The 18,031-nt window shown below is 66.4% G+C and carries 20 protein-coding genes; 3 read left to right on the forward strand and 17 right to left on the reverse strand.

Annotated features, from left to right (window positions below; translation table 11 throughout):
* Positions 1–7 precede the first annotated feature (7 nt).
* Complete coding sequence (locus tag SKC41_RS05730; RefSeq protein WP_442931565.1) at positions 8–823, reverse strand: MlaE family ABC transporter permease; 816 nt, start codon at positions 821–823, stop codon at positions 8–10.
* 212 nt (positions 824–1,035) lie between these two features.
* Positions 1,036–2,694, reverse strand: a complete 1,659-nt coding sequence (fadD5, locus tag SKC41_RS05735; RefSeq protein WP_330976736.1) for a fatty-acid--CoA ligase FadD5 — start codon at positions 2,692–2,694, stop codon at positions 1,036–1,038.
* Between the two features lie 159 nt (positions 2,695–2,853).
* Here fadD5 and SKC41_RS05740 point away from each other — a divergent pair, with 159 nt between their 5' ends.
* On the forward strand, positions 2,854–3,549 hold the full coding sequence (locus SKC41_RS05740) for a GntR family transcriptional regulator (RefSeq protein WP_330976737.1): 696 nt from the start codon (positions 2,854–2,856) through the stop codon (positions 3,547–3,549).
* Positions 3,550–3,586: 37 nt separating this feature from the next.
* Here SKC41_RS05740 and SKC41_RS05745 read toward each other — a convergent pair whose 3' ends face one another.
* The 14 genes from SKC41_RS05745 to SKC41_RS05810 all read right to left on the reverse strand — a co-directional run bounded on the left by SKC41_RS05745 (position 3,587) and on the right by SKC41_RS05810 (position 15,978).
* On the reverse strand, positions 3,587–4,027 hold the full coding sequence (locus SKC41_RS05745; protein ID WP_330976738.1) for an SRPBCC family protein: 441 nt from the start codon (positions 4,025–4,027) through the stop codon (positions 3,587–3,589).
* 52 nt (positions 4,028–4,079) lie between these two features.
* Complete coding sequence (locus SKC41_RS05750; RefSeq protein ID WP_442931667.1) at positions 4,080–4,538, reverse strand: acyl-CoA thioesterase; 459 nt, start codon at positions 4,536–4,538, stop codon at positions 4,080–4,082.
* A gap of 74 nt (positions 4,539–4,612) precedes the next feature.
* Positions 4,613–5,806: an enolase C-terminal domain-like protein gene (locus SKC41_RS05755; protein ID WP_330976740.1), complete on the reverse strand. Its 1,194-nt coding sequence runs from the start codon at positions 5,804–5,806 to the stop codon at positions 4,613–4,615.
* An 80-nt stretch (positions 5,807–5,886) separates the two neighbouring features.
* Complete coding sequence (locus SKC41_RS05760) at positions 5,887–6,810, reverse strand: alpha/beta hydrolase (RefSeq protein WP_330976741.1); 924 nt, start codon at positions 6,808–6,810, stop codon at positions 5,887–5,889.
* Positions 6,807–8,336: a flavin-containing monooxygenase gene (locus tag SKC41_RS05765; RefSeq protein WP_330976742.1), complete on the reverse strand. Its 1,530-nt coding sequence runs from the start codon at positions 8,334–8,336 to the stop codon at positions 6,807–6,809. Before SKC41_RS05765 ends, SKC41_RS05760 begins: the two co-directional genes overlap by 4 nt.
* The gene (locus SKC41_RS05770; RefSeq protein ID WP_330976743.1) at positions 8,318–9,040 is read right to left on the reverse strand and encodes an SDR family NAD(P)-dependent oxidoreductase; all 723 of its coding nucleotides are present in this window, start codon (positions 9,038–9,040) and stop codon (positions 8,318–8,320) included. The genes SKC41_RS05765 and SKC41_RS05770 overlap by 19 nt, the downstream gene beginning before the upstream one ends.
* Positions 9,037–9,444 (reverse strand): nuclear transport factor 2 family protein, encoded by a 408-nt coding sequence (locus tag SKC41_RS05775; RefSeq protein ID WP_330976744.1) that lies wholly within the window; start codon positions 9,442–9,444, stop codon positions 9,037–9,039. Before SKC41_RS05775 ends, SKC41_RS05770 begins: the two co-directional genes overlap by 4 nt.
* The gene (locus SKC41_RS05780) at positions 9,441–10,187 is read right to left on the reverse strand and encodes an HpcH/HpaI aldolase family protein (RefSeq protein WP_330976745.1); all 747 of its coding nucleotides are present in this window, start codon (positions 10,185–10,187) and stop codon (positions 9,441–9,443) included. Before SKC41_RS05780 ends, SKC41_RS05775 begins: the two co-directional genes overlap by 4 nt.
* Positions 10,184–11,152 (reverse strand): zinc-binding dehydrogenase, encoded by a 969-nt coding sequence (locus SKC41_RS05785; protein ID WP_330976746.1) that lies wholly within the window; start codon positions 11,150–11,152, stop codon positions 10,184–10,186. Before SKC41_RS05785 ends, SKC41_RS05780 begins: the two co-directional genes overlap by 4 nt.
* Position 11,153: 1 nt before the next feature.
* A complete protein-coding gene (locus tag SKC41_RS05790) occupies positions 11,154–12,329 on the reverse strand; it encodes a cytochrome P450 (protein ID WP_330978765.1) in 1,176 nt (391 codons plus the stop codon).
* 47 nt (positions 12,330–12,376) lie between these two features.
* A complete protein-coding gene (locus tag SKC41_RS05795) occupies positions 12,377–13,081 on the reverse strand; it encodes an NIPSNAP family protein (RefSeq protein ID WP_330976747.1) in 705 nt (234 codons plus the stop codon).
* Positions 13,081–13,662 carry a hypothetical protein gene (locus SKC41_RS05800; RefSeq protein ID WP_330976748.1) on the reverse strand — a complete coding sequence of 194 codons (582 nt, stop codon included), beginning with the start codon at positions 13,660–13,662 and terminating at the stop codon, positions 13,081–13,083. Before SKC41_RS05800 ends, SKC41_RS05795 begins: the two co-directional genes overlap by 1 nt.
* A 167-nt stretch (positions 13,663–13,829) precedes the next feature.
* Positions 13,830–14,999, reverse strand: coding sequence for a CaiB/BaiF CoA transferase family protein (locus SKC41_RS05805; protein WP_330976749.1), 1,170 nt, complete (start codon positions 14,997–14,999; stop codon positions 13,830–13,832).
* A 58-nt stretch (positions 15,000–15,057) separates the two neighbouring features.
* On the reverse strand, positions 15,058–15,978 hold the full coding sequence (locus SKC41_RS05810; RefSeq protein ID WP_330976750.1) for an NmrA family NAD(P)-binding protein: 921 nt from the start codon (positions 15,976–15,978) through the stop codon (positions 15,058–15,060).
* 160 nt (positions 15,979–16,138) lie between these two features.
* Here SKC41_RS05810 and SKC41_RS05815 point away from each other — a divergent pair, with 160 nt between their 5' ends.
* Both SKC41_RS05815 and SKC41_RS05820 read left to right on the forward strand, forming a co-directional pair.
* Positions 16,139–16,564, forward strand: a complete 426-nt coding sequence (locus SKC41_RS05815) for a winged helix-turn-helix transcriptional regulator (RefSeq protein WP_442931668.1) — start codon at positions 16,139–16,141, stop codon at positions 16,562–16,564.
* 9 nt (positions 16,565–16,573) lie between these two features.
* Positions 16,574–17,263, forward strand: a complete 690-nt coding sequence (locus SKC41_RS05820) for a DUF427 domain-containing protein (RefSeq protein WP_330976752.1) — start codon at positions 16,574–16,576, stop codon at positions 17,261–17,263.
* Here the strand turns inward: SKC41_RS05820 and SKC41_RS05825 are convergent.
* Positions 17,232–18,002, reverse strand: coding sequence for a ZIP family metal transporter (locus SKC41_RS05825; protein WP_330976753.1), 771 nt, complete (start codon positions 18,000–18,002; stop codon positions 17,232–17,234). The genes SKC41_RS05820 and SKC41_RS05825 overlap by 32 nt on opposite strands.
* Positions 18,003–18,031: the final 29 nt, after the last annotated feature.

Consider the following 18,031-nt stretch of genomic DNA (forward strand, 5'->3'; position numbering starts at 1 on the left):
CGCCCTTTCAGTGTCCCGTTCCGAATCGCACGCCGATCGTGGTCAGCACCACGTTCACCGCGTACAGCGCGACGACGCAGAGCACCACGGTTTCGTTGACGGCAGTCCCCAGGCCCTTCGAACCGCCGCGCACGGTCAGGCCGCGGTAGCAGCCGACCAAGCCGGCGATCAGGCCGAAGATCGCGGCCTTGAGGGTCGCGATGACGACCTCGGGCAGGCCGGTGATCGTGGTCAGGGTGGCCAGGTAGGCACCACCGGAGACGTTCTGCAGGTACACCCCGAACAGGTAGCCGCCCACCAGGCCGACGGTGATGACCAGGCCGTTGAGCAGCGTGGCGACCAGGGTCGCGGCGATCACCCGGGGCACCACCAGGCGGTGGATCGGGTCGATGCCGAGCACCTCCATCGCGTCGATTTCCTCGCGGATGGTGCGCGCGCCCAGGTCGGCGCAGATCGCGGTCGATCCGGCGCCGGCGACCACCAGCACCGTGGTCAGCGGACCGAGCTGGGTGACCGCACCGATCGCCGCGCCGGCGCCGGACAGGTCGGCGGCACCGAACTGGGCCAGCAGCACGTTGAGCGTGAAGATCAGCAGCACGGTCAGCGGGATCGAGACGAATACGGTCGGCAGAAAAGCGACCCGCATGATGAACCAGCACTGCAGGATGAACTCGCGCCACTGGAAGGGCCGGCGGAACAACGCGCGGCCGGTCAGGACACACATCCGGAAGAACCCGCCGATCAGGGTCAGCGGCGTCTCCAGCTGGTCGCGCAGGTAGCCGACCAGGTAGGGGCCCCGTCCGCCCGCAGACGTCGAAGTCACCGCTGCCCCCTCATGCCGGCGCCACGCGCCCCACGGCGCAGCGAATCGTCTCGCACGCCCCCACCTTGCCCCGGACCCACATGTGTGATCACCGACTCCCTACTGGCAAGTAGTAACGGAGACCACAGGAATGTACCCGATGGCCAAGCAGGTGTGAACCGCATCCGCACAATTAACCCTTCGTCAACAACGGGCAAACGTTACAGTTTCTGTCAGCTATCCTCTCTCGGCGTGAAATCCCTTGAAGTAGCCTGGTTTTGAGATATGCCGACAGTGCCGTAGCGAACCCGTAACTCAGTCTTGAGGACCTTGCCGGCCGGATTGCGGGGTAACGCGTCGACGATTTCGAGTGCCTTGGGGTGCTTGTAACGGGCGAGGCGCTCGGTCAGGAATTCGTCCAGATCCTCGAGCCTGAGGCTGTCGACGGTGATCGCCGCGACCGCGATCGGTACCTCGCCCCATTTCTCGTGGACCCGGCCGATGACCGCGACCTCGACGATGCCGGGGTGGCCGGCCAGCACGTTCTCCACTTCGGCGCAGTAGATGTTCTCGCCGCCGGAGATGATCATGTCCTTCTTGCGGTCCACGACCCAGACGTAGCCCTCCTCGTCCATCCGGACGAGGTCGCCGGAGTGGAACCAGCCGCCCGCGAACGCCTCCGCGGTGGCCTCCGGGTTGTTCCAGTAGCCGCTCATCAATGTCGGTGCCCGATAGACGATTTCGCCGACTTCACCGATCGGCACATCGTTCATGTTCTCGTCGACGACGCGGGCGGCGACCGTCGGGATCACCTTGCCGACCGATCCGCGCTTACGGATCGCGTCCTCGCCGAGCAGCATGCAGGTGACGGGAGACATCTCGGTCTGGCCGAATGCGGCGAGGATCTGGGTGCCGGGGAACGTCGCCGACATCTCCCGTAGCAGCGCGTCCGGAGCGGGGGCGGCTCCCCACGACATGATCCGCAGCTTCAGGTCGCGAGGGCGGGCCTGCTGCTCGGCGCACACGGCCTGCCATTGCGCGGGAACCAGGAAGATGCCGGTGACCTTCTCGGCCGCGAGCACATCGAGCAGCTGACCCGGGTCGAACGCCCCGAGGGGATAGATGACGGTCGGCAGGCCCAGCAGCAGCCCGCAAAGCAGGTTGCCGACGCCGGCGATGTGGAACAGCGGGACACCGACGAAGCCGACATCGTTATTGATGTCCGCGCCGTTGGTGTAAAGCCCGGTCATCGTCTGCCCGGTCAGGTTGGTGTGGGTGAGCACCGCGCCCTTGGGGCGACCGGTGGTGCCCGAGGTGTACATGATCAGCGCCGGCGAGTCGTTCGGGACATCCACCGGCTCGGGCGCGTCCCCGGGCTCGTCGATCAGGTCTTCGTAGCCCAGCACGTTGTCGTCGGTCGAGCCACCGGCCACGACGACGGTGGCGAGCAGGGGCGCAATGTCGCGCACGCCGGTGGCCACCGGAGCCAGCACCGCTTCGGTGACCATCACCCGCGCCTCGCAGTCCTCGACCAGGAACGCGATCTCGGACGGGGTGAGCCGGAAGTTCAGCGGAACCGCGATCCCGCCGAGCATGTTGGTGGCCAGCATCGCCTCGATGAACTCGGTGCGGTTGAGCATCAGGATCATCACCCGGTCCCCGGCGCCGACCCCGCGGCGGCGCAGTGCTCCAGCTAGCGCGCTGACCCGTCGCTGCAGGTCAGCCCACGTCAGAGTGCGACCGGCGAATCGCAGCGCGACGGCCTGCGGCTGCATTAGTGCGTGCCGCTCGAGCTGGTTGACCCAGTTCTGCCGACGGGCAAGATACGGCTGCACGGTCGGGTGTGACGGCTGCGACGCTTGTGCCTCGTGGCTAGCAAGTTGCGCGGTCAACTAATACCTTCCCTTCACTCGCGCACCGCTTGCGACAGGTTGATATTTGATAAAACATAGTGTTGTGTGGGTCACACTATGGCCTTGCCGCCCTGATGACAAGCCCCGATACGCTCTGAAAACGCCCTGAAAACGCCCCCCGAAAGCCTGGCCACCGACGTGAACGTACCTCTATCTACGCGAACCCACGGCAGGCGGCGGCAGCTGCGCCGGGCGCAGCTGTCGGACGAGGTCGCGGGCCACCTGCGGGCAGCGATCATGTCGGGGACATTGCGCCCGGGCACCTTCATACGCCTCGACGAGACGGCGGCCGAACTCGGGGTCAGCGTGACGCCGGTGCGCGAGGCTCTGCTGAAGCTGCGCGGTGAGGGCATGGTGCAGCTGGAGCCGCACCGCGGTCACGTCGTGCTGCCGCTGACCCGTCAGGACATCGACGACATTTTCTGGCTTCAGGCCACCATCGCCAGGGAACTGGCCGCCGCGGCCACCTCACACATCACCGAGGCCGAGATCGACGAGCTGGAGCGGATCAACAATTCGCTGTCCGCGGCCGTCGGCTCCAGCGATCCCGAGACCATCGCAGGCATCGAGTTCTCATTCCACCGGGTCTTCAACCAGGCCAGCGGGCGAATCAAGCTGGCCTGGTTCCTGCTCAACGCCGCGCGTTATATGCCGGTGCTGGTGTACGCCGGCGATCCACAGTGGGGTGTCGCCGCGGTCGACAATCACCGGCAGCTGATCGGCGCGCTGCGCCGTCGCGATACGCCCGCGGTGATCGAGCACACGGTCTGGCAATTCACCGACGCGGCGCAGCGACTGACCCAAATGCTGGACGGGGCCGGGATCTTCGGCTGATTCGAGGTCGGCGGGGATTCGTCCCCTGACCCACGCCCTAGCCGGCGGCCAGCTGCTCGGCGCGCTTCTTGAGGTTCTCCGCGAGGTGATCGAGCACGTTGTTCAGCATCATCTTCACCATCGGCGCGGGCACCGGCATGGACGGTTCGACGTCGATGTCGACGGTCAGCAGGCTCGAGGCGCCGGTTTCCACCACGCTGAACAACTGCTCCTGTTTCTTGAACAGCTCGCCCTGCTGCAGCACGGTCTGAATCTGGTTCGGTCCGGGATAGTAGATGGCCTGAATGAACACACCCTCGAAGCCTTGATAGGCGGCGTCCAGGCGAATCTGACTGGGCCGTCCGTCGTCGTAGCGCGCCAGCACCCAGCAGCCCTTGGCCCCGTCGCTCCACTCCGGGTACCGCTCGAAATCCGCGACGATGGCCATGATGGCGGCGGCGTTGGTGCCGACCTCGACAGTTTTGCTCAAAACGGGCATTGCCGAAGCATAGCCGGGCACGCGAAAGCCCTAGCGCCTGGCGCTATCTCGGTTAAGCCTCGACGCAGGCCGTCGACAGCAGGGCCCGGATGGGATCGGGAATCGGGGTGGGTTTGCGGCTGGTGCGGTCGACGTAAACGTGCACCCAATGCCCCAGCGCGGTGACCGGCCGCGTCTGTTCACCCTCTCTTGACTCGAACACGCCGAGCCGGTAGGTGACGCTGCTGCGGCCCAGCCGTGTCACGGCGAGACCCACGTCGAGACTTTGCGGGAATTGCAGTTCGGAGAAGTAAAGGCAGCCCGACTCGGCGACGACGCCCAACGCCGGCATCGTGGTCGGGTCAAGCCCGGTGCCGATCGTAATCCAGGCGTTGATCGCGGTGTCGAACAATTGGTAATAGACCGCGTTGTTGAGGTGACCGAACATGTCGTTGTCGGCCCACCGGGTGCCCACCGGCCACAGCACCGGGAAGTCGCTGCTGGTGAGACCCTCTGGTGCCGGCGGAATCATAGCCATGCTTGTATTCCAACATGTTTCAGGCGCTGGGCGCGGTCTCATCCGCCTCGGCGCGCGACCTGCAGCCGCTATCTGGGATGCAGGGGTGCGACGGGTTCGGCCGCTGTGTCGGCAAGGCGGTGGTTTTCGAGGTAATCCCAACGGATCTGGTAACCGAGCCCAGGTGCCGACGGTAGGTCGACCAATCCGTCCGAGCGCAGTGGGTCGCACGGAGCTTCGAGATAGGGCGGCGTGGTGTCGTAGCGAACCCCGGGCCCGAGTAGGCCGCGCTCGTAGTATTCGCACACGTCGTCGCTCGTGGCACCCAGGACTTGCAGGTTCCCGAAGCCGCTCATGTGTAGCTCGCAGCGCATGCCGACGGACTCGGCCATTGCGGCCAATTTCATCACTCCGGTAATGCCTCCGCGCAAGACATCGATGCGAGTGATGTCGGACGCACCACGCAAGATCCAGTCCGCTCGGGTATAGACACCGCCCTCGGCGATCTCGGGCGAGCAGATCGGGATATCAAGCGCGGCAGCCAGTTTCACATATGACTCGACCCGGTACTCGGGCATCGGGTGCTCATACCAATAGAAACCCAGCCGTTCCAGTTCGCGCCCAACCAGCAGGGCATCTTCGTACGTCTGGTAGGTGCCCCACGGATCGAACATGAGCACCATCTCGTCTCCGACCGCCGACCGAACCTCGCGGCACACCTGGAGATCCCAGTCCACATACGACGGCCGCGGCAGCGCGGGTTGGCGGGTCGCGGGATTCCAATAGTGATACGGGTGGATCTTGTAGGCACGATAACCCTGACGCTGGCAATCGACGGCGTGAGCCGCGTACTCGTCAGGACTGCCCAGATTGTTGAAACTGCTCGCATAGGCCTTGACGCGGTCGCGAGCGCCGCCCAGCAGCTTGCGCACGGGCAGCCCGGTGACTCGGCCCGCCAAATCCCAAAGGGCCAGATCGATGACGCTGCAAACGTTCTCCGGCAGCTTCGCGGCCCACAGTTGCCGCCAGATCTCCGCCCGGTCGAATGGGTCCTGGCCGGCCAGAAGGGGACTCAAAAAGTGAGTTATCAGCGCCCGGTCCCCGGGCAACAGCCCATCGGAGTCTCCATGGAAATGACCCCCGAAGTAGTAACCCTCGACTCCCTCGTCGGTGAGTACCTTCGTCACCGTCTGCACCACACGGTAATCGGTAGTCAACTGGCCGAACGAGATTCGGTCGACAAAGGTCTCGAAGGGCACGACCTCCAAGCCGGTGATCCTCATAACGGGTCATTGTTCGCGACTCGCCACGCTAACCGGTAGGGGCAAAGGTCCTGCGCCGGCATCTCGAGCCGGGCGCGGGCTCAGATCGCGTACCAGACGCGCTGCAGCGCCTGACCCTGCAGCGTGAACAGCCGCTCGGACTCCGACCAGTCGGGCAGCAGCGAATCGAAGCCGTGGCAGGTGCGCGCGAACACGTGCAATTCGGTGGACACCCCGGCGCGCAAGAGCCGCAGCCCGTAGTCGATCGCTTCGTCGCGAAACGGGTCGATCTCCGCGCAGGTGATCAAAGTTGGTGGTAAACCGTGCAATTCGTTGCGTCGCGCCGGAACGATATCCGGCGATGCGGGCCGGCCGCCCAGATAGTAGCGCCACATCAGTTCGGCCGCCTCACCGTCGAACGCCGGGCTGGTGCGAAACTCCGCTTTCGACGCGGTAGCGCGGTCGTCGAGCACCGGCTGGTGCAAAAGCTGGAACATGACGGGCGGCAACGATCCATCGGCGCAACGCTGCACCAGGGATGCGGCCAGGGTAGCCCCGGCACTGCTGCCCGCGATCGCCAGCCGGGCGGTGTCGACATCCAGTTCCGCCGCGTTGCCGGCTACCCAATTGAGCACTGCGATCGCGTCGTCGAGCGCGGCCGGGTAGGGGTGCTCCGGGGCCAGCCGGTAGTCGACCGACACCACCGTGCAGCGGCCACGCCGGGCGAGTTCGGCGCACTGCCGGTGATCGGTGTCGAGGTTGCCCAGCGCGAATCCACCCGCGTGGCAATAGACGACGACCGGTGCCGGTGACGGCCCGCCGCGATAGATGCGGACCGGCACGTTACCGACGGTGTCGCTGGTGATCTGCACACCCGGCAACTCGGTGATTGCCGCGGCGTCGCGGCGGCGCTGGTCGAACGGTCCGCGCATCAACTGAATTGCCTCCGGGGAGAGGACCGTTCGAGTGGCCGCGACCGCGCGCAGCACCGGGTGCAGACGTTGCGCGCCGTCCAATTGCGTCATCGTTCCTCCGGCGCGCGAAGGGCCCCGTGGCCGGCGGGCACCGGTCTGCGTGGGTGGCTGGAGAACATGAAGTCGCCGGGCGTGAACCTGCGGGTCATCTCCCAGAAGCTGCGCGCGCTGCGCGGCCACTGCGTGACCACTCGCCCGTTTGCGGCCCGAAAGTAGTTGCTGCACTGGGTCGTCCACACGGTGCCGACCATCCACTGGTCGATCTTGGCGATGAACCGCGCCAGCGCGGACGGTCGCACCGCCACGTACGTCTTGCCCCTGCGCCGCATGTACTTCAACGCCCGCACGATGTAGCGCGCCTGAGCCTCTAACATGAAGATCACGCTGTTGGAGCCGACATTCGTGTTGGGCCCGTACAGCATGAAGAAGTTCGGGAACCCGGGGACGGCCATGCCGAGATACGCATGCGCCCCCTCACTCCAGACCTCGCGCAGTGTGGTGCCGCCTTCGCCGCGGACATCCAGCTGCCCGAGATAGTCGGCGGCGGCGTAGCCGGTGGCGCACACCACCACGTCGACGTCGCGCTCGGTGCCGTCTTCGGTGACGAAGGACCGGGCCTTGAGGTAGCGCGCCGGACTGGACACCACCTCGACATTGGGCCGGGTCAGCGTTGGCAGGTAGTCCGAGGAGAACACCAGCCGCTTACAGCCCATCGGGTGATCGGGAGTCAGCCGCTGTCGCAATTCCTGGTCGGCGACCGTCTTTTCAAGCAGGTCAAGGGCAATCGCGGTGAAGTCCTGCGTCTTTTCGCTGCCGTGCTCGATCACCGAGATGTTGGATTCGCTGCGCAGCCACAGCCGGGTCCGGTACAGCTTTTTGGCGAACGGCAGATGAGCGAAGACCCAACGCTCCCGTCGGGTGTAGTGCCGATCCGGCTTGGGCAGAATCCAGGTCGGCGAGCGCTGTACCGAATAGACCTGGCCCGCTACCTTCGCGAGTTCGGGCAGCAGCTGCGACGCCGTCGATCCGGTGCCCAACACCGCCACCCGCGCACCCGCGAGGTCTATCTGATGGTCCCATTGCGACGAGTGCATCACGGTTCCGGTGAACGGCTCCTGCTCGACGAGCTCCGGGAAAAGCGGCCGGGTGAACAAACCGACGGCGGAGACCACGACGTCGAAGCGGTGTTCTTCGCCGCTACCGGTGGTAAGGCACCATTGCTGGGCGTCTTCTTCCCAAGTCGCCGAATGAATTTCGGTGCGCAGCCTCAGGTGCGGCCGCAGTCCGTATTTGTCGGCGCAGCGTTCGAAATAGGCGAGGATCTCGGGCTGGCCGGACCATAGCCGCGACCAATGCGGGTTCAGGTCGAAGGAGAACGAATACAGGTGCGACTTGACGTCGCAGGCCAGGCCCGGATAGGTGTTGATCCGCCAGGTGCCGCCCACGTCGTCTTCGCGATCGAAGATCGTGAAATCGTGGAATCCCGCGCGAGCCAACAGGATTCCCAATGCCAGCCCGCCCGGCCCGGCACCGATGATGCCGACCGACAATGTTGTCTTCATCGAATCTGTAGGCATTGCCCACCATCGACGACCAGTTCCGAACCGGTGATGAACGACGCCTCCTGCGATACCAGAAAGGCGACCGCGTCGGCGATTTCGGTGGGCTGCCCCAGCCGGCCGAACGACGCCGTCCCCGTCAGCCGAGCCTGGGTGGCATCATCGAGCATCGAGGTGGCGATCGGCCCGGGGAACACCGCATTGACCCGAATACCGGACGGCGCGAGTTCGGCCGCCGCCGTTTGGGTCAGTCCGCGTAGCGCCCACTTCGACGAACCGTATGCGCAGTGCGCCGGGAAGGGGCGGATGGCTCCGGTACTGCAAATGTTCACGATCGCTGCGTGTTCGGCCTCCCGCAGCCGGCCTAGTGCGGCTCGCATGCCCAGGAACGCGCCCAGACAGTTGACCCGCCAGGCGTTTTCGAAATCCGCGGCCGTCTCGTCGCCCAGCGCGGCACGATGCAGCACCCCCGCGTTGTTGACCAATGTGGTCAGCCGCCCGAACCGGTCCACCGTCGTTGCGACGGCGGTCTCCCACTGCAGCTCGCTGGTCACGTCGAGTTCGATCGCGATCACCTCGTCGTCGCCCAATTCGGCGACCGCGGCGGCGACGGCCTTGGCGCGCCGGTCACAGGCAGCAACGGAATACCCCTCTGCGCGAAGCTTTTTCGCGATCGCCCAGCCCTGTCCGCCCGCCGCGCCGGTGACGAGTGCGACGCTCATGACGACGGAACCTCGGGGCTATCGGACAGGCCGTGGCTGGTGACGAATTGGCATCTGCGCTGCCGGAAACGCCATTGGCCGCCGCGGCGGACGAGCTGGTCGTCGTACAGCGCGGGCCGCAGGTGCAGATCGCCGGCCCTGACGAACAGGACCTGTGTGCGGGCGGTCGCGGTGTCAGCTTCGTCAGGGCCGACGTCGATTCGCGACACCCCGGTCAGGTGTAGTCCGCGGGGTGCATCCCAGAACATCTTGGCGATCCCTTCGTGTCCGGCGAAAGACCGTCCGTAGACCAGGAATTCCGCGTCGTCGGTGAACAGCTGCACACACGCGTCGACGTCGCCCCCATCCAGGGCGAGTGCGTAGGCGGCGATCAGTTCGCGGATCGCGGTGCGCTCGTCGGTCACTGTCCGGTCGCTTCGCGCAGATGCTCGATCGCCCCGCGTCGCAGCGCCGCCGATTCGGCGGCCAGGGTGATCATCCGAAAGCCGAGCTGCGCCATGGCGTGACCGGTTTTGCCCTCGCTGGCGTGAATCCCGGTGACCAGTCCGGCTTCGGTCGCGACGCGGTGGATCCGCACGATCGCGTCGAGCACTTCGGGCTGCCGGGTCGATCCGACCGCGGGGTGACCCATCGAGATGGCCAAATCGGCCGGCCCGATGTAGATGCCGGCCAGCCCGTCGACCGCACAGATGTCAGCCAGATTCGCCAGCGCCGCAGCGGTTTCGATCATTGCGAACACGCTCACCCACGCCTCGTGGGCGGCGGGGTCGAGCCCCAGGCTGGCGCGCAGCGGGCCGAAGCTGCGGACGCCCGCCGGTGGGTAGCGGGTGGCCGCCACGGCCGCGGCGGCCTGGTCGGCCGACTCGATCATCGCGATCAACACGGCATCGGCACCGGCGTCGGCCACCCGCCCGATCGGGGCGGGGTCGGCGTTGGGCAACCGCACCGCGGTCGCGATGGGTACAAGCTCGAGGCGCCGCAGTATGCCGGCGATGTCGGCGTCGTCGAGATAGCCGTGCTGGGCGTCGAATCCCACGTAGTCGTATCCGGCCCGGGCGAATTCCTCCGGCCCGATCAGCGTCGGGCCGGTGACCCACCCGCCCCAGATCGGCGTGGTCTTGGCCGGCGCGTCGTGGAAAATGCTCACTGCGCGATCGCGATCTTGACGCGCTCGGGGACCGGCCGGCACGCCAGGTCGAATGCACCCTGCACGTCTTGCACCCCGAAGGTGTGCGTGAGATAGCAGCCGAGCAGCTCGGGATGTTCGGCGGCGAATTTGCCGGCGAGCTCGAGCACCCGCCGCCGGTCAAGCGTCACACCCGATTTCAGGGTCAGATTGTTGCGCAGCATGAGACGCATGCTAATCGGGTAGGCCTCGTCGTCGGCGACGCCGAAGTAGAAGACGGTGCCGCCGGGGGCGGTGGCTTCGATGGCATGGCCCAGGGTGGCGACCTGATGACCGACGGCCTCGATGACGACGTCCGCGCGGTCGGTCGGGGCCAGCCGGCTGACCCAGCGGTCGCTGGTCGCCCGCACCACCTCGTCGACACCGAATATCGTTGCGAGGCTTCGCCGGTCGATGGGGTCCACACCGGTGACGCGACGGGCCCCGGCCGCCTTGGCGACGTAGGAGAACAGCAGCCCGATCGAGCCCTGGCCGATGATCGCGACGTGCTTGCCCGCCAGGTCCGGCAACTGCTCGCAGGCGTACAGGACGCATGCCAGCGGCTGCAGCCCGACGGCCTGCGCCGCGGTCAGCCCCGGGTCGTAGGGCGCAAGGCCGTTGCCGTCACTGATGACCCGCTCCATCAGGCCGTCGAATCCGGAGGCCCAGCCCACCACGCGATCGCCGATCCGGTGTTCGGGATGCCGGCTGGCAATCACCTCACCGGCCACCTCGTGGATCGGGAAGCCGTCCTTCTCGGCCGCGCTCGGTCCGTCGTCGCCGGCAAGTCTGCCCTTGGCGCCCCGGAAACCCGGCAGGTCGCTGCCGCACACCCCGGCGGCCAGGAACCGCAGCAGCACCTGTCCGTCGGCCAGGTCGTCCGGCTTCTTCTCGACGATCGACGTGCGCTCGAACTCATACGGGGCGATGATCCGGTAGGACCACACGTCAGACCTCCACCGGGATCTGGTTCCATCCCCACTGGAAGCTGGACGGCAGGCGGGTCGCGTCTTGGCCCTTGATCTCGAAGTCGGGCACCCGGCGCAGCCATTCCTGAACGAGCACAGCCACTTCCAGCCTGGCCAGGTGATAGCCGATGCAGAAGTGCTGGCCGCGGCCGAAGACCAGGGACCGGGCGATAGGCCGGTCCCAGATGAAGTCGTCGGGATCGGGGTACTCGCGTTCGTCGCGATTGGCCGAAGCGAGCAGCGTGATCACCCGCTGGCCCGCCTCGATGGTCTGGCCATGGATCGTGAAGGGCCGCCGCGCCGTTCGGGCGAACCACTGCGCGGGCGCGCAGTACCGCAGCATCTCCTCACGGGCCACCGGCACGGTGTTGGCCGGATCGGCACGCACGGCGGCAAGCTGGTCGGGCCGCCGGCTGAGCTCCCACAGCCCGTGCGCGGCGATTTTGGGCACGGTTTCGGTGCCGCCGATGAAGATGCACAGCATCTGCGTGGCCGTTTCGACGTCGTCGAGCGCGCTGCCGTCGGGTAGCCGGTAACCCAGCAGTCCGTCGACCACCGGAAGCGGGGCGCCAGATTGGCCGGCCCGGCGCCGCTGCACCACGGGGATCAGGTATTCGAGGTAGTTGGGGCGAGCCTGCGCGGTGTCGACGCCCTCGCCGGGTGCCGCGAGGCTTCCGGCATTGACCGCGGCCAACACCTGCGGCGCGAGTTCGGTTGATATTCCCAGCAAGTCGCACACCATCGAGGCAGCCACGATGCCGCCGTAGTCCTGGGTCAGATCGAAGGAACCCTGCGGCAGCAGCAGGTCGAGGCGCTCGTTGGCCAGCTCGCGGATCCTGGCCTCCAGCCCGGCGACCGACCGCGGCCGCAACGGCGCCGAGTGGGAGCGACGGATCTCGCCGTACAGATCGGTGTCGAACACGGCGTGAAATGGCAAGGGATGCAACGGCGGATCCTCGACCGGTCCACTGTTGTGCTTGGCCAACACGGTCGCCGGTGGCAGGGTTCCTTCCGACGCAACGAAGGTGCCGTCGTTGACTTCGAGAACCTGCCAAATGTCCTCGAAGCGGGACAGCGCGTAGGTATCCCATTGCGGCATGTAGTAGACCGGGTGGTGATCGCGCAGAGTTCGGTAGTACGGCAACGGGTTTGCCATGACGTCCGCGTCGAAGGGGTCGTACGCGAAGTCGGAGGTGGGGGCGGTCACTGCAGCGGAGAGGGCGGTAGGGCCTGCAGAATCGAGTCTTCCCAGCCGTCGCGCAGTGCCGGTGCCACGCTCATCCAGGTGACGATCTCAGCGGGCGGGCTGTCCTTCCACGAGGGGTAGTGATTGGCGAAGCATTCCCAGCCGCCGTCCAGCGCCCAGTAGTGGATGACCTCGTTGAACCGGAACGTGGTGGTGAACGATCCCAGCCAGCGCTTGCCGGTGCGCTCCGACCACGGGACGTAGAGACGTTCCAATTCGCGGATGTAGTCGTCTTGGCGCCCCGGCTTGGTTTGCATGATCTCCTGAATCACCAGTGGCGCGCTGAATTTGGCCTCGCGCAGCTGGGCCAGGGTTTTATTGCTCGGCCCGGGGTACATGATCCGCCCCTCCCCCGAGGCGCCGATCTCGGACAGGAACGCCGACCACTTGCCGGCCGCGGCCTCATGGCTACCGCCGCGGGCCCGGGCGGCCCCGATCTTCGCGTAGTCGGAGAACCCGTCGATCTCCCAGATGACGGTGACCTGCGGCCAGTGACCGTTGTACGGCGTGGATTCCCACATCGCGAACAGCCGGGCGCCCAGCGCGTCCATCGTCGGCTGATAGGTATCGGTGAAAACCTCGGTGAAGCGGTCGCTTGACCCTGATCCCAGCGAAATCGTCTCGTGCAGGTAGAGCAGGGTGTGGCTGTAATACTTCTTCATCAGTCGAGCCGGACCAGCTCTGAATCGACGCGCGGATAACTCGCCTCACACAGCAGTGCCTCGGTCGGTTCGACGAGCGCGGACGGGATCCCCGCTGCCGCAAGGGCGTAACCCTTGAACTTGCGCGCCGCGGCGGACAGCACGTGCTGGGCCCGGGTCATCCCGCGGTTCACGCCCAACGGCCATCCGTCACCCCACAGCGCGACCTCGGTCAGCCGGTCGTCGAGCGACGTGAGTACCTTGTCACGCACCCGGGCGTCCGCGGTGAACGCCTCGGCGCTGACGGCCAGCGTGTGACTCGTCGAGCCCATCGCGGTCGCGACGTTGTCCGATTCGGTGTCCACCACCGCCACCCCGAGGATGCGCAGCGGGCGGGTGTCGCAGCCGCCCGGCAGCAGCACGGTCACCTCCCAGCCCGCCATCACCCGGTCGTAGAGCCACCCGCCGGCCGAGTGCACGACGTCGACGGCGCTTGCAGCCACCACGTCTAGTCGATACCGGAGACACTCACCATCGCCGCGGGCGGACCGTTCAGCACTGAGGCGTCTGCTCTCGCCGATATCGAACGTCGGAGTGACCATCAAATCCGTTCCTCACCGCCACGCCGCGGAGTGCGTTCGCTCCAAGGCAGCTGCAGCGCTTTGTCATGGGCTTCCCAAGGGCCGACGCCGCCTCACGCAGGGGGGTGACGCGACTCATGCCACAGCGTGACACTTCTGCCGAAATTTGTAAAGCTCCTTGCGCGCGATCAGGAGTGGCGGCGGGCCTTCAGCTCGGCCAGAATCTCGTCGGTGTGCTGCCCCAGTTGCGGCGCCGGGGCGCGCGGCGCCCACGGTGTTCCGTGGAAATCCGCCGGGGTGGCCACCATCGCGATGCTGGATTCTCCGTCGGGCACATCGACGATGCCGCCCGCGCTATGAAACTGCTCATCGGCCACGACGTCTTCGATCGAGTTGATCGGTGACCAGAAGAAGTCCGGTTCTTCCGCGAAGGCCCGCGCCCATTCGTCGAGCGAGCGGGTGGCGAAGATTTCGTCCAGCTCGGCGATCAACTCCGGTCCGTTGACGAAGCGGGCGGCAGCGTCGCTGTAGCGCGGGTCGTCGACCCATTCGGGGTGCCCGACGACGCGGCACAGCGGCGGCCAGTGCCGGTCGCCTTCGAGGCCGACGATCCAGAAGCGCCGCCCGTCACCGGCGGCGTAGTTGTTCATGCACGGGTTGCCCATCGTTTCGCGCTGGCCGATCGCGATCGGCTGACCGGTCAGCAGATAGGTGTTGAGGTCGAAGCTCACGGTGTAAGCGCCCTGCCGGTACAGCGAGGTGCTCACCAGCTGACCGCTCCCGGTGCGCTCGCGGGCCAGCAGCGCCGCGCAGATCGCGGCGGCCAGGGTCATGCCGGCCGAGTGGTCACCCATGCCGCCGCGCTGGAACGGCGGTGTCTGGCCGGGCCGGGTAAGCAGGTGCGCCACCCCGGCGCGCGACCAGAACGCGGCCACGTCGTAGGCGGCCCGGTCGGCGTCGGGCCCGGTCTGGCCGTAGCCGGTGATCAGGCCGTAGACCAGCCGCGGGTAGCGGGTGGCTAGCGACTCGAAGTCGAAGCCGAGGCGCTGCAACGCCCCCGGGCGGACGTTGGTCACGAAAACGTCTGCGTCGCCCAGTAATTCGAAGGCGATGTCGCGGCCCTCGTCGGTGGTCAGGTCTAAGACGATGCTGCGCTTGGACCGGTTGTCCAGCTCGAAGGGCGGGTTGACCCCGAGGTCACAGCCCAGCATCCGGCCGAACATGCGGCCCGGATCGCCGGCCGGCGGCTCGATCTTGATGACGTCGGCGCCCCAGTCCGCCAGGATGGCGCTGGCGGCCGGTCCGGCCACCCACACTCCGAGCTCGACGACTTTGAGGCCTTCCACCGGTCCTGCCATGGCTAAGTTCCTACTCCGTGGCTCACCGGACCGCGCACATGCCCCCGGTCGCCGGCGGTCAGCTCGCCTTGAGCTGCCCCCGCCGCACGAAACGGCCGTCGTGGTCGAACTCGGCACGGTTGGCGTTGACGTAATCGGCCACGGTCATCGGCTGGTGCCCGCCGATCACCTCGACGAGGTTGTTCTCGCCGGCGAAGATGCCGTCTTGGTAGTCCTGGGCGACGCTGCTGATGTGCTGCACGAAGAACTCCGGGAAGCCGGCGGCGGACAGGCCGGCCGCGAACGCGGAGATTGAGACCGGCTCGTAGCGGACCGGCAAGCCGAGCGTGTCGGCGATCTCGTCGGCGATCCCGTAGTGGTCCAGCTCGTGGTCGCCGACCAGCGGGTAGACCTGGCGGTCGTGCGGCGCGGGGTGCTGCAGGATGGCGGCGATCACTCGGGCCTGGTCGGCTCCGGAGATGGGCGCGTGGCGGCCGTCGCCGAACGGCAACCGCAGCACGCCCTCGTTGTCATCGCGCTGCCATTGCCATTTCAACCACTCGGCAAAGAAGGTCGGCCGCAGATGAGTGGTTTTGAACGCGGCGCGGTCCAGTAGCCGTTCGGCGATCCAATGTTGCTGGGCCGCATTACTTTTCGCTTCCCGGCGAGCGGAAATTTGCGACATGTTGACGACGGCGTCGACACCGGCCTCGCTGGCGGCCTGGGCGAAGATCGCGGTGGCGGGCAGCAGCGTGCCCGGTGCGATCGGGTAGCAGAAGTAGGCGGCGTCCACCCCGGCCATGGCGGAGCTGACGGCACGGAAATCCAGCAGATCACCTTCGACGACCTCGGCGCCCAGGGCGGTCAGCGCGTCGGAGCGATGGTCGATGCGATGCACGAACGCGCGGACTCGGTGGCCGGCTCCGCGCAGAATCTCGACGGTGGGCGCCCCGGTGTTGCCTGTTGGCCCGGTGATCAGAAACAGCTTCTCGGTCGACATCTTGCCTCCTCGTAGATTAAATCATCTGACTAACGTTATCGTTATTCAGATCGAAGCACGGTATGCTGACTAACGCAAGCGTTATTCATAGGAGATTGCGGTGGAGTTCGAAAAGCGGCTGCAGGACCGCGAGCAGTGGTCGGTCAACGATCGTTGCTCGATGTCCAAGGTGCTCGACTTGCTCAGCACCAAAACCACATTCCAGGTGCTGCGCGAGTTGTTCTTCGGCACGACACGTTTCGAGGACTTCGTGGAGCGGACCGCGACGTCGGCGCCGGCGGCCTCGCGGGCGCTCAAGCAGCTCGAGGCGGCGCAGATCGTCACCCGCGTCCCGTATCGAGAGCCGGGCAGTCGCGCCCGCGACGAATACCGGCTGACCGAGGCCGGTGAGGATCTATTGCCGGTCTTCATGTCGCTGGTGCAGTGGGGCGACAGCTACCTGCAGGACGGACCCGCGCCGCTGTCGTTCATCGACGCCGACACCGGCGAAACCCTGGCGGTCCGCGTGACCGCCGATACCGATGTTCCGAAGAAGCGGTCGACGGACATCGAGATACGCGGCCACAGTGCCGGACGCCGGCGTTAGCCTGGGCACATGAGTCTGGTCGCCGGACGTGGTCCGCTCAGCAGCGATCCGGCCGGGCGATTCGCTCCCCCGCTGCCCGGTGACGTGATCTACATCGAGCCACACCCGCGCCGCGTGCAGGCGTTCAAGGACGGGCACCCGGTGATCGACACCGAGCAGGTGCTGATGGTGCACCGGCAGGGCCACCCACTGAGCTATCTGTTCCGAGCCGACGAGGTCGGCGACCTGCCGGCCGAACCCGAGTCGGCGGCACCGGGTTTCGTGCACGTGCCGTGGGATGCTGTCGACAGCTGGCTGGAGGAAGGCCGCGAACTCGTTCACTACCCGCCGAACCCCTATCACCGGGTCGACTGCCGGCCCACCACACGTCGCCTCCGTGTCAGCGTCGCGGGCACCGTGCTGGTCGATACCGACGACACCGTGATCGTGTTCGAGACCGCGCTCGAGCCAAGGCTTTACGTCGATCCTGCGCACGTGCTTACCGATCTGCTGCGGCCTTCGGCGACGAAGAGCTACTGCAACTACAAGGGATTCGCGACGTACTGGTCGGTGGGTGACGTCGAGGACATCGCGTGGAGCTACCCGGATCCGCCGCCGGAAAGCCTGCCCATCAAGGGTTTTCTGAGTTTCGACGACGCGCGTGCCGACGTGCTTGCCGAATTGCCGCTCAGCTCGCCAGCGCCACGATCGCAAACATGAACAGCACCCCGCCGAGGGTGCAGGCCAAGGTGGCCGCGGTGCGATGCCCGGTGTGTGCTTTCGGCAGAATGTCGGCGCTCGCCAGGTACATCAGGAATCCCGCGAAGAAGCCGAGGTAGACCGCAAGCAGCCGATGGGGAATGGTCATCATCAGCGTGAGGGCCGCACCGACAACCGGCGCGACGGCATCAGCGACCAGCAGTGTCAGCGCTCTTCGGCGGTCATTGCCGTAAATCGACGTCACCGTGTAAGTGTTGAAGCCGTCCGCGAAATCGTGGCCGATCACTGCCACCGCGACCACTGTTCCCACGCCCGCTCCCGCCTGGAAAGCGGCACCGATGGCGAATCCGTCCATGACACTGTGGCCCACGAGCCCCGATGCCGCCAACAACCCAACACCGGGTGCGTCCGCAATAACTGCGTCGTTCATCGTTTGACCGCGATGGATACCCACGGTGTGTTCGACGACGTGCAGCACGAGAAACCCGAGAACGAACGCCACGAGCGGAGCAGGAATCCCGCACCAGATCCAACCGCCGCCACGGCTCAGCGCTTCGGGCAGCAGGTCGAAGCCCACCGCGCCGAGCATCAGCCCGGCGGCCAAACCGAGCACGAGATATCGGTAGGAACCGATACGTAGCGCCGCGTAGCCGCCCAGCAACGTCGTGAGGAACGAACCGAAGGCCACCAGAACGGCCACCGCGCGGCCTACCTTTCCGCCGTCCACTCGGAGCAGCACGGCCTCAAGAGTATGGCGGCAACTCGGTT

Origin of the sequence: Mycobacterium sp. 050128, assembly GCF_036409155.1 — a bacterium.
Classification (GTDB): Bacteria; Actinomycetota; Actinomycetes; order Mycobacteriales; family Mycobacteriaceae; genus Mycobacterium.

Excerpts from the sequence above, each read along its gene's own strand:
- SKC41_RS05745 (WP_330976738.1), bottom strand. The coding sequence starts at position 4,027 with ATGCCCGTTTTGAGCAAAACTGTCGAGGTCGGCACCAACGCCGCCGCC.
- SKC41_RS05750 (WP_442931667.1), bottom strand. The coding sequence starts at position 4,538 with ATGATTCCGCCGGCACCAGAGGGTCTCACCAGCAGCGACTTCCCGGTG.
- SKC41_RS05755 (WP_330976740.1), bottom strand. The coding sequence starts at position 5,806 with ATGAGGATCACCGGCTTGGAGGTCGTGCCCTTCGAGACCTTTGTCGAC.
- SKC41_RS05760 (WP_330976741.1), bottom strand. The coding sequence starts at position 6,810 with ATGACGCAATTGGACGGCGCGCAACGTCTGCACCCGGTGCTGCGCGCG.
- SKC41_RS05765 (WP_330976742.1), bottom strand. The coding sequence starts at position 8,336 with ATGCCTACAGATTCGATGAAGACAACATTGTCGGTCGGCATCATCGGT.
- SKC41_RS05770 (WP_330976743.1), bottom strand. The coding sequence starts at position 9,040 with ATGAGCGTCGCACTCGTCACCGGCGCGGCGGGCGGACAGGGCTGGGCG.
- SKC41_RS05790 (WP_330978765.1), bottom strand. The coding sequence starts at position 12,329 with ATGGCAAACCCGTTGCCGTACTACCGAACTCTGCGCGATCACCACCCG.
- SKC41_RS05795 (WP_330976747.1), bottom strand. The coding sequence starts at position 13,081 with ATGAAGAAGTATTACAGCCACACCCTGCTCTACCTGCACGAGACGATT.
- SKC41_RS05800 (WP_330976748.1), bottom strand. The coding sequence starts at position 13,662 with ATGGTCACTCCGACGTTCGATATCGGCGAGAGCAGACGCCTCAGTGCT.
- SKC41_RS05805 (WP_330976749.1), bottom strand. The coding sequence starts at position 14,999 with ATGGCAGGACCGGTGGAAGGCCTCAAAGTCGTCGAGCTCGGAGTGTGG.
- SKC41_RS05810 (WP_330976750.1), bottom strand. The coding sequence starts at position 15,978 with ATGTCGACCGAGAAGCTGTTTCTGATCACCGGGCCAACAGGCAACACC.
- SKC41_RS05815 (WP_442931668.1), top strand. The coding sequence starts at position 16,139 with ATGTCCAAGGTGCTCGACTTGCTCAGCACCAAAACCACATTCCAGGTG.
- SKC41_RS05820 (WP_330976752.1), top strand. The coding sequence starts at position 16,574 with ATGAGTCTGGTCGCCGGACGTGGTCCGCTCAGCAGCGATCCGGCCGGG.